This window comes from Arthrobacter sp. CJ23, from assembly GCF_024741795.1.
GTDB lineage: Bacteria > Actinomycetota > Actinomycetes > Actinomycetales > Micrococcaceae > Arthrobacter.
The window spans coordinates 2155512-2172604 of the sequence record NZ_CP102950.1 but is presented as its reverse complement, the minus strand read 5'-3'; the positions used below and the strand labels follow the sequence as shown (position 1 = coordinate 2172604).

At 67.9% G+C, this 17093-nt stretch carries 12 protein-coding genes; 2 read left to right on the top strand and 10 right to left on the bottom strand.

What is annotated here, in order from left to right; all coding sequences use genetic code 11:
- Window positions 1-37: 37 nt before the first annotated feature.
- The 7 genes from NVV90_RS09580 to NVV90_RS09550 all read right to left on the bottom strand — a co-directional run bounded on the left by NVV90_RS09580 (window position 38) and on the right by NVV90_RS09550 (window position 10912).
- Entirely contained in the window at window positions 38-1600 is a 1563-nt protein-coding gene (locus NVV90_RS09580) for a glycoside hydrolase family 43 protein (protein WP_258440910.1), read from the bottom strand.
- Window positions 1597-4110: a beta-glucosidase gene (locus NVV90_RS09575; RefSeq protein WP_258441129.1), complete on the bottom strand. Its 2514-nt coding sequence runs from the start codon at window positions 4108-4110 to the stop codon at window positions 1597-1599. Before NVV90_RS09575 ends, NVV90_RS09580 begins: the two co-directional genes overlap by 4 nt.
- A gap of 41 nt (window positions 4111-4151) precedes the next feature.
- Window positions 4152-5618 (bottom strand): GH1 family beta-glucosidase, encoded by a 1467-nt coding sequence (locus NVV90_RS09570; RefSeq protein ID WP_258440909.1) that lies wholly within the window; start codon window positions 5616-5618, stop codon window positions 4152-4154.
- Between the two features lie 42 nt (window positions 5619-5660).
- Window positions 5661-6521 (bottom strand): ATP-binding cassette domain-containing protein, encoded by an 861-nt coding sequence (locus NVV90_RS09565; protein WP_258440908.1) that lies wholly within the window; start codon window positions 6519-6521, stop codon window positions 5661-5663.
- Window positions 6518-8377 carry a dipeptide/oligopeptide/nickel ABC transporter permease/ATP-binding protein gene (locus tag NVV90_RS09560; protein WP_258440907.1) on the bottom strand — a complete coding sequence of 620 codons (1860 nt, stop codon included), beginning with the start codon at window positions 8375-8377 and terminating at the stop codon, window positions 6518-6520. Before NVV90_RS09560 ends, NVV90_RS09565 begins: the two co-directional genes overlap by 4 nt.
- Window positions 8374-9315, bottom strand: a complete 942-nt coding sequence (locus NVV90_RS09555; RefSeq protein WP_258440906.1) for an ABC transporter permease — start codon at window positions 9313-9315, stop codon at window positions 8374-8376. Before NVV90_RS09555 ends, NVV90_RS09560 begins: the two co-directional genes overlap by 4 nt.
- 76 nt (window positions 9316-9391) lie before the next feature.
- The gene (locus NVV90_RS09550) at window positions 9392-10912 is read right to left on the bottom strand and encodes an ABC transporter substrate-binding protein (protein ID WP_258440905.1); all 1521 of its coding nucleotides are present in this window, start codon (window positions 10910-10912) and stop codon (window positions 9392-9394) included.
- A gap of 185 nt (window positions 10913-11097) precedes the next feature.
- On the opposite strand from NVV90_RS09550, the gene NVV90_RS09545 reads away from it, so the two are divergent.
- A complete protein-coding gene (locus NVV90_RS09545; protein ID WP_258440904.1) occupies window positions 11098-11736 on the top strand; it encodes a TetR/AcrR family transcriptional regulator in 639 nt (212 codons plus the stop codon).
- Window positions 11737-11752: 16 nt separating this feature from the next.
- Here the strand turns inward: NVV90_RS09545 and NVV90_RS09540 are convergent, their stop codons facing one another.
- The 3 genes from NVV90_RS09540 to NVV90_RS09530 form a co-directional block, all read right to left on the bottom strand.
- Entirely contained in the window at window positions 11753-12508 is a 756-nt protein-coding gene (locus NVV90_RS09540; protein WP_258440903.1) for an SDR family NAD(P)-dependent oxidoreductase, read from the bottom strand.
- A 91-nt stretch (window positions 12509-12599) separates the two neighbouring features.
- A complete protein-coding gene (locus NVV90_RS09535) occupies window positions 12600-14516 on the bottom strand; it encodes a hypothetical protein (protein ID WP_258440902.1) in 1917 nt (638 codons plus the stop codon).
- A 176-nt stretch (window positions 14517-14692) separates the two neighbouring features.
- The gene (locus tag NVV90_RS09530; protein ID WP_258440901.1) at window positions 14693-15436 is read right to left on the bottom strand and encodes a FadR/GntR family transcriptional regulator; all 744 of its coding nucleotides are present in this window, start codon (window positions 15434-15436) and stop codon (window positions 14693-14695) included.
- A 209-nt stretch (window positions 15437-15645) separates the two neighbouring features.
- Between NVV90_RS09530 and NVV90_RS09525 the strand changes: the two genes are divergently transcribed.
- Window positions 15646-17013, top strand: coding sequence for an MFS transporter (locus NVV90_RS09525; RefSeq protein ID WP_258440900.1), 1368 nt, complete (start codon window positions 15646-15648; stop codon window positions 17011-17013).
- Window positions 17014-17093: the final 80 nt, after the last annotated feature.

Sequence of the window (17093 nt, the reverse complement as noted above, 5' to 3'; positions counted from 1 at the left end):
GGAGGAGCAAGGTATCGAGGCTGCTGCGGTGCCTGGCCTAACTGGGTTCGCGGCCTGTGCTGCGGAACCAGTCGAAGGCCACGGCGCCGCGGCTGGCGTAGACGCCCGACACCCGGCCGGTGAAGGACGCGGCGGTTTCGGCCGAGAGGTACCGGCCGTCGAGTTCGGCGAGGGTCACCGTTTCGCCGTCGATGACCGCCTGCAGCGCGATGGTGTCCGGGCTCAGGTGGTTCAGGCCCGCGCCGCGTTCAGGCTCGCGGGTCTCGATCCGGAGTTCCAGCGGCCCGGCGGGCGCAGCGTGGGTCCAGCTCTGCTCGATCGAGGAGATCCGGGCCCGCGCGGTGATGGTGGTGCCGTCGGTTTCGATGGAGTAGTGGTGGGCCTCGTCGTAGCGGACGGCCAGGCCGCCTGCGCCGTTCCCTGACTCGGACGACCCCGCGGATTCACGAACGCCCGCGTCCACCAGCGCGGAGATCGTCTCCACCTGGGACTGCTGGCGGCGGCCCAGGAACGCGGGCCGGGCATCGTCCAGGCCGGCGCCGTCGCTGCTGAGCGTGAGGCGGCCGGGGTCTTTTTCGGTGGAGGCGAACGCGCCGGGGAAGCGCCGCACGGCGATCCAGCCGCCGTCGAGCTCCGCGTCGGCAAAGTCATCCTCGTACGAGAACCCGCCCTCGCGGGGGTTCAGGATGACGGGCTCCGCGACGGGCCAGCCGTCCTCCCAGGTGACGGGGGTGATGAACGTTTCCCGGCCCAGCGCGGAGAAGGCGCGGGTCATTCCCTTGGGCCGCATGCCCAGGAGCACCATGGCCCAGCCCCCGTCGGGGGTTTCCACCAGGTCGCCGTGGCCGGTGTTCTGGATGGGACGGTCGGTGCTCCGGGCGCTCAGGATGGGGTTGGCCGGGTTGCCCTCGAACGGCCCGGCCGGGGAGGTTCCGCGGGCGATGCTGACGCTGTGGCCGCGCTCGGTGCCGCCCTCGGCGATCATGAGGTACCAGTAGTCGCCGCGCTTGTAGAGGTGCGGCGCCTCGGGGAACATCAGGCCGGTGCCGGACCAGACGCTCCGGGGTTCCTCCAGCGCCTTGCCCGTTTCCAGATCGACGCGGACTTGGAGGATGCCGCCGTGCCCGTCGATGGTCCCGCTGACCGTGTCCAGCCCGGAGTAGCTCATGTAGGCGGTTCCGTCCTCGTCCCAGGCGAGGTCCTGGTCGATGCCGATGGCGCCCTCGATGGCGAGTCCGTCGCTCCAGGGGCCGGCAGGGTCCGTGGCCGTGAACACCAGGGTGCCGCGTGCCATGGCGTCGGTGACGGCCACGTAGAACAGGCCGTCGTGGAAGCGGATGGTGGGCGCCCAAGCACCGCCCAGGGTGGGCACGTCGCGGGAGTCCAGCTGGCCTTCCCGGTCCACCACGTGGCCGATCCGCGTCCAGCTGAGCAGGTCTGTGCTGTGGTAGACCGGGATGCCGGGCAGGTATTCGAAGGTGGAGGTGGCCAGGTAGTAGTCGCCGCCCACCTTGACGATGCTGGGGTCCGGGTTGAAGCCGGGGATCAGCGGGTTGGGCAGTGCTCCCGCGGGCAGCTTTGCGGGGTCAAGCGGGGTCATGCGGCACCTTCCAGGGTTGTTGCGGACGCGGTCAGGGCGAGGGTGGTTTCCAGCGGCAGTTCGCTCACGGAGGTGCCGATGCGGAGGGTGTAGTCGCCGGGTTCGTAGCTCCAGCCGTTGTCCCAGTAGGCCAGAAGCCGGGTGGGGACGTCCAGGACGGCGGTGACGCTTTCGCCGGCTTCACCCCAGACGGGGGCGGAGGCCACGAGCCAGCGGACCGGGCGGTCCACGGCGGAGCCGTTCTTCTCGGCGTAGACCTGCACCACGTTCTTTCCGGGCCGGCTGCCGGTGTTGGACAGGGTGACGGTGAGCGGAACGATTGCGCCGGGTGTGGCGGTGGCGGGAGCCTGCAGGGAATCGAGGCTCCAGTCCGTGTAGCCGAGCCCGAAGCCGAATTCGTAGGCCGGCCGGGCGCCTGCCCTGAGCCAGGCCCGGTAGCCGATGTGGATGCCTTCGTCATAGCTGAGGGTACCGTCGGCCGCGGGGGTCACGTTGATGACGGGAACGTCTTCCTGGATGGCGGGCCAGGTGGTGGGGAGCCGGCCGCCGGGTTCGCTGGTGCCGGTGAGGATGTCCGTGAGGGCGTGGCCGAATTCCTGGCCGCCGAAGTAGCCGATCAGGATGGCGGCCACTTCGTCCCGCCAGGGCAGCAGCACCGGCGAGCCGGAGTTCACGATCACCACGGTGCGCGGGTTGGCGGCAGCCACTGCGTGGACCAGCCGGTCCTGCAGGCCCGGCAGGTCCAGGGAGGTCCGGTCGTAGCCTTCGGATTCGACGCGGGAGTTGGTACCCACCACGACGACGGCGACGTCAGCCGCGCGGGCGGCCTCCACGGCGTCGTTGATGAGCGCGTCAGGATCTGCGTTGTCCGCTTCGACGCCGATGGTGATGGCCAGGGCGTTGGACAGGGCGCCGGTGCGGTCATTGGTGTCCAGTTCGATCCGGACGTCCAGCGGTACCCCGGCGGTGGCCTGCACGGCCACGGAAGCGGACGGCGGGGCAAGGAAGGCCGCGCCCAGGTCCGTGCCGGTCGCCTCAATGGTGGCCTCGCGGGCCAGGACGCCGTCCACGAAGATCCGGCCCCGGCCCACTGTGGAGAAGCCCAGGCGGACCGGTCCGGTTTCGTCCGGGGTGTAGTTGGTGTGGAACTGGACCATGGAGGACGCCGCGATGGGGGCGTCCCCGCCGAACCAGACCAGGGCGGTGGAGCGGCGGTCTTCGGCGAAGAGCTCCTGGCCGCCGGCGTCCAGGAAGCGCACGCGCAGGCCCGGGCCGCCGGTGGCGGGGTTGGTGAGTTGCTCCAGGGGCAGCTCGGCGATGCCTTCCTGGACCACGGCGCCCACGCTGTAGCTGACCTTGTCCGCACCGAAGGCGGCACGGATGCCCTCCAGCGGGGTGACGATCTTTTCCGGAACCACGGTGGCGGAGCCGCCGCCCTGGGTCCGGGCGTAGCGGGCGTTGTGCCCGATCACGGCGATGCGTGACGCAGCGGACGCATCCATTGTGGACGCAGCCAGCGGCAGCACGCCGTCGTTCTTCACCATCACGGTGCCGGCGGCGGACGCTTCGCGGGCGAACGCGATGGGGTCTTCCAGCTCCACCGGTTCCGCCTGCACGGCGTCGAAGCCCTCCAACGCGCCCACGCGGGCGGCGAGCTGCAGGATTCGCAGGACCTTGCGGTCGATGGCGGACTCCGCCACGTCCCCGGCCCTGACGGCGGCCACGAGCGCGTCGCCCCAGGGACCGTCCGGGCCCGGCATGGCCAGGTCCTGGGAGGCGTTGGCGCTGTTGATGCTGCGCACGGCGGTCCAGTCGCTGATGACCACGCCGTCGAAGCCCCATTCGCTGTTCAGCGGGGTTTCCAGCAGCTCGTGTTCGGTGGCGGTGGCGCCGTTGATGGAGTTGTAGGCGCTCATGACCAGCCAGGCCTTGGAGTCCACAATGGCCTTCTCGAACGCGAGCAGGTAGAGCTCGCGCAGCGGCCGCTCGTCCACCTTCACGTCCACCGTGAAACGGTCCGTTTCGGAATCGTTGGCGACGTAGTGCTTCGGGGTGGCGCCCACGCCGTTGCGCTGCACACCGGACACATAGGCCGCGGCAAGTTCCGCCGTCAGGACCGGATCCTCGCTGAACGCCTCGAAGTGGCGGCCGCCCAGCGGCGAGCGGTGCAGGTTGATGGTGGGGCCAAGGACAACGTCCACGCCCTTGCGGCGGGCCTCGACGGCGGACGCGGCGCCCAGCCGGTCCGCGATGGCCGGATCCCAGGAGGAGCTGATGGCCGCGGCGGAGGGGAAGTTCATGGACGGCTCGCGCTCGTCCCACACCTCGCCCCGGACCCCGGTGGGCCCGTCGGAGAACAGCATGCGGCGCAGGCCGATCTTTTCCAGCGGCCAGGTGGTCCAGAAGTCGCGGCCGGTCAGCAGCTGGACCTTTTCATCGAGGGTGAGTTCGGCGAGGAGGGATTCCAGGCGCAGTTCCGTGGCGCGGTGGTCTGGGGTGAGGGTTTCCATGGTGGCTTTCCTAGCTGTTCCGGTGGCGGAGGTATCGATGCTCATGCTGTGGCACCGGCGGTGGCGGGGGTTGCATTAGCGGCGCTGTGTAGGCCGGTACTCTGGGAACCGGCGCTGTGGGCGGCGATGGTGTCCCGGTACCAGTAGGCGCTCTGCTTGGGGATGCGGGTTTGCGTGCGGTAGTCCACATAGACCAGTCCGAAGCGCTTGTCGTAGCCTTCGGCCCATTCGAAGTTGTCCATGAAGGACCAGGCAAAGTAGCCGCGTACGTCCACGCCGTCCGTGATCGCCTCGCCCACCGCGGAGATGTAGCCGCGGAGGTAGTCGATGCGCCGGGGGTCCCGGACCTCGCCGTTCGGGTCCACATAGTCGTGGAAGGTCACGCCGTTCTCGGTGACGTACAGCGGCAGCTGCGTGTATTCGGCGGCCACCCGCTTGAGGACTGCCTTGAGGGCGCCGGGCGTGTTGGACCAGCCGAAGGAGGACGGTGCCGGCTGGACGTGGGTCCAGTTGGGCGTCCCGTCGGCGCCGGGCCCTGCGGAGACCAGCATGTTGGTGTAGTGGTTGATGCCGGCGAAGTCGCCCGGCGCGGAGATGATCTCCAGGTCGCCCGGCTGGACCAGGTCCCCGGGGCCGGCGCCTTCGCCCGTGGCGGTCAGGCCGAACTGACCGTACGCCGCAACCGTGGAGTCGGCGTAGCGGCCGCGGTAGACGGGGTCCAGGAAGATCCGGTTGCTGATGGCATCCCAGTATTCGGTGGCCTCACGGTCCGCCGGCGAATCGCTGGCCGGGTTCAGGTTGCCGATGATGTTGGTGATGCCCAGCTTGGTGCCGGGCCGGCGGGTGCGGAATTCGGCCAGTGCCAGGCCGTGGGCCAGGAGCAGGTGGTGCGCGGCGGGGACGGCCAGGCTGTCGTCCCTGAAACCGGGGGCCTGCATGCCCCACGAGTGGCCCAGGAACGCGGCGCACATCGGTTCGTTGATGGTGATCCAGTGTTCGGCGAGGTCGCCCAGGGCCTCGGCCACCAGTCCGGCGTAGTCGCCGAAACGGTAGGCCGTCTGCCGGGCCGGCCAGCCGCCGTCGTCCTGCAATGCCTGCGGCAGGTCCCAGTGGTACAGCGTCACATAGGGGGTGATGCCGCGGGCCATGCAGCCTGCCAGGAGGTCCCGGTAGAAGCGGACGCCGTCGGGGTTCAGCGGGCCGGTGCCGGTGGGCTGGAGGCGGGACCAGGACAGCGAGAGGCGGTAGGAGGGAATCCCCAGGTCCGCCATGAGATCCAGGTCCGCTTCCCAGCGGTGGTAATGGTCGCAGGCAATATCGCCGTTGTCGCCGTTGATGGTCGTGCCGGGCCGGTGCGAGAACGTGTCCCAGATGCTGGGGCCCCGGCCGCCTTCGTTGACGCCGCCTTCGATCTGGTAGGCGGCGGTGGCCACGCCCCAGGCGAAGCCGGGCGGGAAGCTTGCATCGGAGGATAGCTCGGGGCGTGCGGGGGCTGCTGGCTCCGTCATGGGCGCGCCTTTCATGTGGTGTGGACTGTGGTGGGATGGTGCTCAGGCGACGCCGGCTTGGACGTCCTGCTCCTGCTGGAGTTCCAGGAGCCGGAGCCTGTCCGCGCGGTGCTTGGCCTGCCGGTCGGGATCGGGGATGGGCGCGGCCATGAAGAGCCGCTGCGTGTAGGGGTGTTCGGGGGCGCCGGTGACCTGCTCGCCGTCACCCCATTCCACGATCTCCCCGTGGTACATCACGGCCACGCGGTGGCTGAGGTGCCGCACCACGGCCAGGTCGTGGGAAACAAAGAGGTAAGCCACGCCGGTGCGTTCCTGGATCTCGATGAAGAGCTCCATGACGCGGGCCTGGGTGGAGAGGTCCAGGGCGGAGACGGGTTCGTCGCAGACGATCAGCTTGGGATCCAGGGCCAGGGCGCGGGCGATGGCCACGCGCTGGCGCTGGCCGCCCGAGAACTCGCGCGGCAGCCGGTGCGCGGCACCGTGCGGCAGCCGGACCTGGTCCAGCAGCTCGGCCACGCGCTTGTTGGCGGCCTGGCGGTCCACTTTCCGGACCGTGAGCGGCTCGGTGAGGATCTGCTCGATGGTCATGGACGGGTTCAGGGAGGTGTAGGGGTCCTGGAACACCACCTGGATCTCATGGCTGAGCTCCTTGCGCTGCGCGCGGCTGGCCTGGGAGATCTCCTGGCCGCGGTACTTGATACTGCCGCCGGTGACCGGCGCCAGGCCCAGCACGGCGCGGCCCAGGGTGGTCTTGCCGGAACCGGATTCGCCCACCAGGCCAACGGTCTCGCCCGGGCGGATGTCCAGGGAGACGCCCCTGAGGGCTTTGAACGGTGCTCGGCGGAATCCCTTGAGCGGGTATTCGACGACGACGTCTTTGATGTCGAGCAGTGCCTCGCTCATGACGTCACTCCTTTCAATGTCTTGGGTCCGGCAGCGGTGGACCGGCCACCTGCAGCCGGCTGGCCGCCGGTGTTGAGCGGTCCGCGCGGAGCGGTGTCTTCGAGGATCGCGTCCAGCAACTGCCGGGTGTACGGGTGGCGGGCGTCGTTGAAGATGGCCCGGACGGGCCCGGTTTCCACTACCCGGCCGCTCTGCATCACAGAGACGCGGTCGCACAGATCGGCCACCACGCCGAAGTTGTGCGTTACTAGGATGACGCCCATGTTCAGCTCGGCCTGCAGCTCGCGGAGCAGGTTCAGGACTTCGGCCTGCACGGTGACGTCCAGGGCCGTGGTGGGCTCGTCGGCAATCAGCAGGTCCGGTTCGCAGGACACGGCGCCGGCGATCAGCACGCGCTGGGCCATGCCGCCGGAGACCTGGTGGGGGTAGGAATTGAACGTGCGTTCCGGGTTGGGGATGCCCACCTTGGCCAGCAGCGCGAGTGCACGCTTGCGGGCTTCGGCCTTGGAGATCCCCAGGCAGACGCGCATGGGCTCCATCAGCTGGCTGCCGATGGTGAAGGCACCGTCCAGGTTGGACATGGGTTCCTGCGGGATGTACGCGATGCGCTTCCCGCGGACCTTGGTCATCTGCTTCTCGGAGAGCCGTGCCAGGTCCTCACCCTCGAAGAAGATGGAGCCGCCCGTGATGCGCCCGCCCTGCGGGAGGAGCCTCAGGATGGAGAACGCGGTCTGGGTCTTGCCCGAACCGGATTCACCCACCAGGCCGTGCACTTCGCCGCGGCGGACGGCCAAGCCAACATGGTTCACAACATGGGTGGTGGAACCGTCCGGCTGGTCGTAGCCCACCCCCAGCTCCGTGACCTCCAGGAGCAGCTCACCGGCGTTCTCATTCGGCTCTTCGGGATGCACGACGGCGGCCTCGCCGCGCTTCGCTGCCGCCTCGGCGGCCGCGGTGGCGGCATCGGTGGTGGCGGCCTTACGGCGCTTGACCGGCCCGCGGCTGCGTTCCAGTTCATCGCGCATGGCGTTGGCCAGGAGCGTCAGTGCGATGCAGACGAGCCCGATGATCAGGGCGGGCCACAGGACCAGCGTGGGCGACTTGAAGATGTTGATGAAGCCGTCGTTGAGCATGCTGCCCCAGGTGGGGATGTTGAGATCGCCCAGGCCCAGGAACTCCAGGCCTGCCTGGATGGCAATGGCGATGCCCAGGATCATGGCGGACTGGATGATGACGGGTGCCCGGACCACGGTGAGTATGTGGCGGCCGATGATCCGGAAATCGCTGAGCCCGGAGACGCGGGCCGCGTCCACGTACAGTTCGTTGCGGACGGCAGTGACCGAGGCGTAGACCAGCCGGAAGTAGGCGGGCGAGAGCATGATGCCGAAGATCATCATGGACAGCCACATGGACGGGCCCAGGACTGCCCGGGCTGCCAGCAGCACCACCATGCCGGGGAGGGCCATCAGCAGGCCGGTGAGCCAGGACGAGGCGGAGTCGAACCAGCCACCGTAATAGCCGGCGACCAGGCCGCCGGTCACGCCCAGGACAAGCGCCACGCCCAGGGCGACGAGGGCCCCGGCGAGGCTGAACTGGCCGGCGAAGAGCAGCCTGCTCAGCACGTCCCGGCCGGCGCTGTCGGCACCGAGCAGGTGCTCGGACCCCGCCTTGGCCAGCACGTCCTGCAGGCTCGCGGTGTTGGGGTCGTGGGTAGCCAGGAGGGGCGCCAGGATGGCGGCGAGGGCCACCACCAGCAGGACCAGCATGGATGCGGCGCCAGTGGGGTTGGTGAGAAGCCTGCGGAACAGGGAAACCTTGGCTGCCGTGGTGGGCAGTGCGATGGGAGTGTCGATCATGACAGCCGAACTTTCGGATTGAGCCAGCCCTGGGCGAGGTCGATGATGAGGTTGACGGTCACCACGATGGCGGCCGTCGCGACGACGACTCCCATCACAACCGGGATGTCTCCCTGGCCGGTGGCGGTGACGGTGATCTGCCCCAGGCCGGGAAGTGCGAAGATCTGTTCCACAATGACGGCGCCGCCGAGCAGGCCGATGAACTGCACGGCCAGCACGGCGAGGGCGGGGCCGCCGGCGTTGCGCAGCACGTGCTTGTAGACCACACGGTTGAAGGACAGGCCGCGGGCGCGGAGCGTGCGGACGTAGTCCTGGCGGAGTGCGTCGATGAGCGAGCCGCGGACCTGCTGGACGATCGCCGCGATGCACCCGATGGACAGGGCAATGATCGGGAGGGTGACGGTGGCCGCCCAGCCGCCGAACGACGTCGTGATCGGAACGTAGCCGGTGGCCTTGAACAACTTCAGGTTCAGGGCGAACAGGGAGACGAGCCCCAGCGCGATGAGGAAGCCCGGGATGGCGTGGCCCAGCACGCCGACGAACTGCGCCACCCGGTCAACCCAGCCCCGGCGGACAGCTGCCAGGACTCCGAGGACCACCGAGATGACGGCCGCGATGATGGTGGCGCCGATGACCAGGGACAGGGTCACGGAAACCCGGCCGGTGACGCCGGTGCTGACCAGCTGGCCGTTGAACCAGGAGCGGCCCAGGTCACCGGTCACGGCGTTGCTGAGCCAGTCCCAGTATTGGACCAGCAGTGGACGGTCAAGGCCCAGCTGGCTGGCCTTCAGTGCCACCTGGGCATCGCTGGCAGTGGGGCCGACGATGCGGCGGGCGATGTCGCCGCCGCCGGCATACAGCAGCAGGTAGGCGACCGTTGTAATGACGAACAGCAGGAGGACGCCGGAGAACAGGCGCCGCAGCACGAAACGGTACATCGAAAGTTCCTTAGGGAAGGTTCCTGGGGCTGCGGGGCCGGGCCGCCGTGTTGCGGCCCGGCCCCGCAGCTCTCCGCTAGGAGGCGGGGGTGAAGGACCAGATGAACGGGTAGGCGTTCCCGGTCTGGACCTCGACGTTGGTCTTGGCGTCGGTGACGTAGCTGGACTGCGGGCGGAACCACGGGGCGAACCAGGCCTGCTCCACGATGTACTTGTTCAGTTCCTTGGCCGCGGCCTTCTGCTCGTCCACGGAGCCGAGGTGGATCTTGTTGACCAGCTCATCCACCTTGGGATCCTCGTAGTTGTACGGGTTCCACGGGGCGCCGGGGGTGAGCTTCATGTTGATCAGCTGCCAGTCGGACTGCTGCTCCAGGATCATGTAGCTCACGCCGTACTTCGGTGCCAGGAGGTCGGCGATGAAGTTGTTGCCGGTGTCGGTGAACTCGGCGGTGATGCCGACATCCTTGAGTTGCTGCGTGATGAGTGCCGGAATGGTGGTGCCTAGGAGGGTCGAGGACGGCAGCGACAGGGTCAGGCCGCTGGCATAGCCTGCCTCGGCCAGAAGTGCCTTGGCCTTCGCGGGGTCGTAGGCGTAGCGGGAGTCCAGAGCCTTGTCATAGGCGTCCGACGACGGCGGGAACACCTGGGCGGTCTGCTCGCCGTGGCCCTGGCCGATGGACTGCAGCAGCGCCTTCGTGTCGAAGGCGTAGTTGAGTGCCTGGCGGACGCGGACGTCCTTGAGGGCCGGGTTGGTGGTGCCGGCGCGGTCGAACAGGATCAGGCCGGACCAGTTCAGGGCCAGGGGGTTGACCTTGTAGCCCGCGGCCTCGATCTCCGTGAGCGTGTTGTTGTCAATGGTGTTGGCGCCGTTGAGGGTTCCGGACTTGATGGCGTTCAGCAGGGACGTCTGGTCGAGGTAGACGTTCAGGACGAGGTTGTCGTAGTGCTGGAGATCCTTGGCCCAGTAGTCCGGGTTTCGCTTGTAGGCGTAGGAGGTGCCGGTGACGGTGGCTGCGGTGTCCAGGATGTACGGGCCGGAACCAACGGGGTTGGTGGCGATGTCCGCATTGGCGAAGGAGGCCGGGCTCTGCATGAACGATGCGTCCTTGGAGAGGTAGTTCAGGAAGGCCGGATCCGGGGCCGAAAGCGTCAACTCGAGGGTGGTGGCGTCCACGGCCGTGGCGGTCTTGAGTGCGGCCAGGAACTGGGCGTCCGGGGAGGTTCCGGCTTTGAAGCGTTCGAGGTTCTTCTTGGCGGCGTCCGCGTTGAAAGCCGTCCCATCGGTGAACTTCACGTCGTCTCGGAGCTTCAGGGTCAGGACGGTCTTGTCGTCGTTGTATTTCCACTCCGTTGCCAGCATGGGCACAAGCGTGCCGTCCGGCTGCATGCGGATCAGTGTGTCGTAGACGGCCTGGTAGAAGGGCGAGAGGTTGGCGAACTCGGACTGGCTGGCATCGAAGGTCTTGGGTGACTGGATGGCGCCGAGGGTGAGGGTCTGCGAGGCTGCATCCTGGGAGCTGCTGCCGGCGGCTGAACAGCCGGTGAGGCTCAGGGCAACGGCGGCAACAAGGGCGGCCATTCGCTTGGATCGGAACATCTTTGGTCCCTTTCACGGTCAGTGGCGTCCACCATGGACTGCCATTGGGAAAGACCGTAACATGAAAACCTAGTGGGTGGTAGGTTTTTGTTTTCGATTTTTGAATCGTTATGAAATGTGACGTCACACACAGCGGTTGACCAATTGCTTCCACCGCTCCGGAACGAGCTTGTTAGGGTAATGAGATGACAGACACACCAGCCGGCCTGGTGGCCGAGGCACCCCGGCGAGGCCGCCCGCGGGGCAGCTACGCCAAGACCGAGGCCCGTCGGCAGGAGATCCTGGCCGCGGCCTTTGAGGTGTTTTCGACGTCGGGCTACCGCGCGGGGTCACTGAAGGACGTTGCCGACAAAGTGGGCCTAAGCCAGGCCGGACTGCTCCACCACTTCCCCAGCAAGGAGGCCCTGCTGGAGGCCGTCCTGACGCTGCGCGACGAGGACTCGGTGATCCGCACGCGCTCCCTGACCACCACGGGGATCGACATGCTGCGCGGCCTGGTGGAGCTCACGCACTACAACACCACCATCCCCGGGCTCGTGGCCCTCTATTGCATCCTGTCGGCCGAGGCCACAGATCCCGACCATCCGGCCCACGGTTACTTCCAACGGCGCTATGCGTGGGTCCGCGGCACCATGACCGAGGCGTTCACGGAGATGCAACGGCGCAGCCAGCTGCGGCCCGGCATCGTTCCCACCGCAGCGGCCCGCCAGCTCACGGCCCTGATGGACGGCCTGCAGGTGCAGTGGCTGCTGGACAATGACTCCGTGGACATGCCCGCCGAAGTGGCGGCCTACCTCGAAGCCGTCACCACGGAAAAGTTCTAAGCTGGGCCAAGAGCGCCTACAGCGCTGTCAGGCCGCCGTCCACGGTGAAGAGTCCCCCGGTGGCATAGGCGGAGTCGTCGCTGGCCAGGAACACCATGATCCCCTCCACATCCGCCGCCGTACCGGGCCGTCCAAGCATGGTGGAGTCCACCAGCCCGGCACGGCTGACGGGATCGGCAGCGATGGCCTGCACCAGCGGCGTCTCGGTGTAGCCCGGAACCACGGTGTTGACCCGGATTCCGGCGTGCGCGTAGTCGGCGGCCACCACACGGGCCAGGCCGTGCACCCCGGCCTTGGAGCTGCTGTAGGCCGTGAACGTCTGCCCGCAGGCCACCACGGCGGTGGGGCTGCCGGTGCAGATGATGGAGCCGCCATGGCGTTCCATGGCCCGGACGGCGTGCTTGAGGGTGAGGAAGGCGCCGCGCTGGTTGATGCTGACGGTCTTCTCCCAGACGGCCAGCTCCAGCTCACCCACTTTGGCATCCTGGCCGAAGAGCTGCACCCCGGCGTTCGCCACCACCACATCCAGCGGCCCGGCTCCGGTCACCGCCGCGTAGGCAGCAGCCACGCTGTCCTCGTCGGAAATGTCCATGCGCAGGGCCCGGGCCAGCGGGGAAGCTGTGGCCCCGGCGGCCTGTTCGGCCGCCGCCATGTTGATGTCTGCAAAATAGACGGTGGCTCCTTCGGCCACGAACCGTTGGGCGACGGCCAGGCCGATGCCGGATCCCGCCCCGGTCACCAGGGCTGTTTTTCCTTCAAGTCGCAGACCCATGGGGTCTCCTTTCGTTGGTGTAGCACCGCCGTCGGACGGTGCAAAAGTGTGGGGTCCACTGTTCGCGGACAGCGGTTCAGCGGACGGCCATTCAGCCGAAAGCGGGAAAGCGGACGACGCCGACGGACCAGGGACCGAGGGTCAGGCGCCCGGCGCCCGTTCCGCCGTCGTCCTCGGCCCCGCCCTCGTTAGCTGCCGTGAAGCCCATGGCCGAGCCGCGGTCCTGCCCGAAAACAGTGCACACGCCCGCTGCGGCGGTTGCGCCGTCAGGCAGCCGCACCTCCACGTCCAGGGCGGATGCGGAGAGATTCCCGGCGAAGAGGGCCAGCCCGCCGGATGACACCACGGGATAGAGGGTCATGGACGATGGCGCCCCGCCATGGACAGCCAGCACGGCGCTGCCCCGGAGGGCGGCGAGTTCCATCAGGAGTTCGCCGGCCGGAGCGAGCCGGCCGCCGGAGTCGGAAATTCCCCTCGGGCCGGAGGCCTCGAAGTAGCTGAGGGATTCCACTCCGTCCAGGGTCAGCGCGTCGATGCTCGCCAGGGTCCATGCCGCCGTGAATGGTTCCGCCTGGAGTTCATCCGACTCGGCCTCGGATGCTGCCCCGGAGGTGGACACGGCATTGAAGCGCGGCAGCAGGGTCACCGGCCCCACGTGGACCGGCCTTCCGCCGCCCAGCCGGAGGGCATTCCTGGCCACAAGCCGCTGCATGGGCACGGTGTCGATGATGTGCGCGGCCTCGGTGCTGTGCATCTGCGGGGTGATGCTGAACGTGAGGCCGTCGGAGTCCGACGGCGTGCGGCCGCTGTTGCGGTTGAGTTCCGTGAAATGCGAACGGACGCCGGCAAGGAGCGCTCCGCGGTAACCGGCGCCCTGCAGTGAGGCCTTGAGCTCCTGCCAGGTCTCCGGCTCGGTGAGCTGGCTGGACGGGTGGAACACCGCCAGCCGCCTGGTCCGGGAAAGATGCGGAGCAAGCTCCGCCACCACTGTGCCGGGGTCCGCGGTCACGGCCCGGATGTCCAGGCCTGCGCCATGGACGGCCGCCTCGTCCGCGGCGTCCTGCAGCCGGGCAGCCCAGCCGGACCGTGGTGCGGCACCGCCTTCGTCAACGAGTTCCACCAGGATTGCGTCCAGCCCGGGAATCGGCGGAAGCACCCCGGCCCGGGGTCCTGCACCCACGGCCAGCCCGGGAACACGGGCGGCCGCAGGGCCCAACGTCACGGTCTCCGGCACCGCGGGGGTGGCGGTGTTCAGTGTGGCGGCGTCCAGGGCCGCGCCATCCAGCACGGTTGCGTCCAGGCGCACCACGTGCCGCACGGCATCACCGGCCGTGACGTCCACGGGGAACGGCCGGGCCAGCGGAGTGCCATAGGTCTTGAAGGAACCGTCGGTCCAGTTGCGTTGATCCTCCGTCTCGAAGACATCGCCGGCGAAGGACAGCCGGAAGGCGGTCCCGGCGGCGGTCCATTCGAGGGCGGCGATGTCCATGAACGGCTGGTGCGGGCTGATGTCGCGGGGGAACTGCGCCGCCGTGCTGCCGCCGTCGGGATGCACCACGGTGATGTCCCGTCCGGCATCGGCAGGCGGGTGGAGCACCACCAGGCCGATCCTGTTGCTGCGGAACGCATGGAGGGCCGTTCCGTCGAACGCGATCTCCACCGCCTCAACCGTGAAGTCTGCCCTCAGCCGGCCGATGTACTCCACGCCGTGGCCGGCATAGCGGACGGTCCAGTCCGCCCGCAGTCGCTCGCCGTCCTGGGTGACATCAACGGTGCGGACGGCCGGCTGCGGGGTCTGCCAGTCCTGGTCCCGGACCACGGCTTTGACGGCCCGCAGCACAGGCCGCCCCAAGTAGCTGATGTGGGCCAGTTCGTCGCCGACGAGCTCAGCAGACCAGGGGCCCGCCGATAGGGCCCGCCGGGCGGGCGTCAGGCGCGAGGGGCCCGCAAGTGAAGATTCGGGGACGGACAGGCCGGGTTCGGCATCCGGAAGGGATTGGAAAGACACGTCGCTGCTCTCTGCCGGCCGGGGCTGCTGCGGCCCGGGTGCCCGGCGTGGCCAGTGCAAACTCAAGGACGGCCTGTGAGCCAGGCCATATCCGATTATGGAATCACATCCCACCACAAGTCAACCGGTTGACCAATATTGCCGGCGGGTCAGGCTCGCGAGCCGCCCTCCAGAGGCTACTGCGCGGCGTCGAAGCCGGCGAGCAGACGCCGCGAGGCGGTCTCCATGTGCGAGCGCATGGTCGCCGTAACCGCCGAGGCGTCGCGGGCCTGAAGCGCCGCGAAAATCGCCGCATGTTCTTTCAGGGCGGCCGCGGCATGACCTTCGTCGGTCAGCGCCCGGTCCACCCAGATCCGCAGCAGGGAGCGGATGCTTTGCAGCAATTCCTGCAGGACCTGGTTTCCCGAACTGGCCGCAATCTCCTTATGGAAGGCGGCGTCGGCCTCGACGAAGGCCGCCAGGTTGTCAAGGTTCGCCTCCATGGAATCAAGGTTGGAGCGCATGCGCGCCAGGGCCTCGTCGCCGATCCTTGCCGCCGCCAGCTCCACGGCCTGGACTTCCAGTCCGCTCCGCAGTTCAACAAGCTCGCGGGTCCGCGGCTCCCCCAGCATGAGCCCCCAGCTGAGGGTCCGCGGCAGGAGTTCGGAGACGCCGTCGCGCAGGTAGGTGCCCGATCCCGGGCGGACAATGACGATGCCCAGGATTTCCAGGGCGGCGAGCGCCTCGCGCACCGCCGAACGTCCGACGCCGAGAGATGCCGCCAACTGGCGTTCGGCTGGCAGGCGGGTTCCAGGCGCAATGTCTCCGCTGGTGAAGTAGGCGAGCAACCTCTCCGCCACCTCGGACACAACGGAGCCTTGCTCCATGGGGGCAAGAGCTGCCGTCATATGGGCCGCTGCTGCGGCGGAGTTCGCTGACACCTTCACAGCGTAGCAACCGGATGACCAATTATCGCTCGCCAAACGGGCGTCGAGAATCCCAAACTCATCAACCGGTTGACCAATTTAGAATCCGGTCTTATGGTTTAAATCACAAGCTTCGCCATCGCCGGACCCCACCGGCAATGCCACGGGTCAGCCCGGCGCATCCAGTGCAGGATCGGCCGGGACATAAATCTCTAGGAGTCAACGTGGACACCACACAATCGGTGGTCGAAAAATCCGCAATCAGGAAAGTGGCGATACGGCTGGTGCCGTTCGTCGCCCTGATGTTCTTCATCAATTACCTGGACCGTACGGCCATCTCGTTCGCCGGCCCCAACGGCATGAACTCGGACCTTGCCCTCTCGGCGGCCCAGTTCGGCTTCGCGTCCGGCGTGTTCTTCATCGGCTATATCCTCCTGGAGGTTCCCAGCAACCTCGCGCTGCACAGGTTCGGCGCCCGCCGCTGGCTCGCCCGGATCATGGTCAGCTGGGGCATCGTGTCCCTGCTGTTCACGTGGGTGGGCAACGTCGAGCAGCTCTACATCCTGCGCTTCATCCTGGGCGTGGCCGAGGCCGGCTTCTTCCCCGGTGCCATCCTCTTCCTGAGCCTGTGGGTTCCGTCCAAGCACCGCAGCAAGATCCTCGCCCTCTTCTACTTGGCCCAGCCGCTGACCACGGTGATCGGCGCTCCGCTTGCCGGCGCCTTGATCCAGCAGCACGGTCTCTTCTTCGGCCTCGAAGGCTGGCGCTTCATGTTTTTCGGCGTTGCCATCCCCGCGATCATCGTCGGCATCATCGCCTGGTTCTACCTGGCCGACTCCCCCGCCAAGGCCAAGTGGCTCACCTCTGAGGAGAAGACCTGGCTGACAGGCGCCCTGGAAAAGGAAAAGAAGGAAACTGCCGCCAGCAACAAGCACGTCAGCGTCCGCACCGTATTCGGCAACGGCCGCGTCTGGATGCTCTCCCTGATCTACTTCGGCTTCATCTACGGCCTCTACGCCCTGGGCTTCTTCCTGCCGACCATCATCGCCGCCTTCGAGGGCCTCTACGGCACCAAGTTCGATGTCTTCCAGAAGGGCCTGATCACGGCCATCCCGTACCTGCCGGCCGCCTTCGCCTTGTACTTCTGGTCCAAGGACGCCACCAAGCGCGGCGTCAAGACGTGGCACATTGCCCTTCCCGCCCTGACCGGCGCCGTCAGCATCCCGCTGGCCCTGTTCGCTGGTTCCCCGGCGGCAACCATCGCCGTCATCACCATCACGGCCATGTCCATCTTCGCGGCACTGCCGAACTTCTGGACCGTTCCCACGCAATTCCTCACCGGCGCAGCAGCCGCAGCCGGTATCGCGCTGATCAACACGGTGGGCAACCTGGCAGGCTTCAGCGCCGGCTACATCACGGGTTGGCTCAAGGACCTGACCGGCGGCTACGCGGTCCCCATGTTTGTCGTGGGCGGCTTCATGTTGCTCTCCTCGATCCTCATGGTGGTCCTCAGCCGGTCCGGCAAGACCAGCGAAGGCATCCCCGCCGAGGCCCTCGACCCCGCAGGCGCCGGCCACTACGCAGAACCGTAACCCACCCCCGCAGTCCGGGGCGCCCTCCCTGAGGGCGGGCGCCCCGTTCCGAACTCCCGCCGTTCCGGCAACAGCCAGAA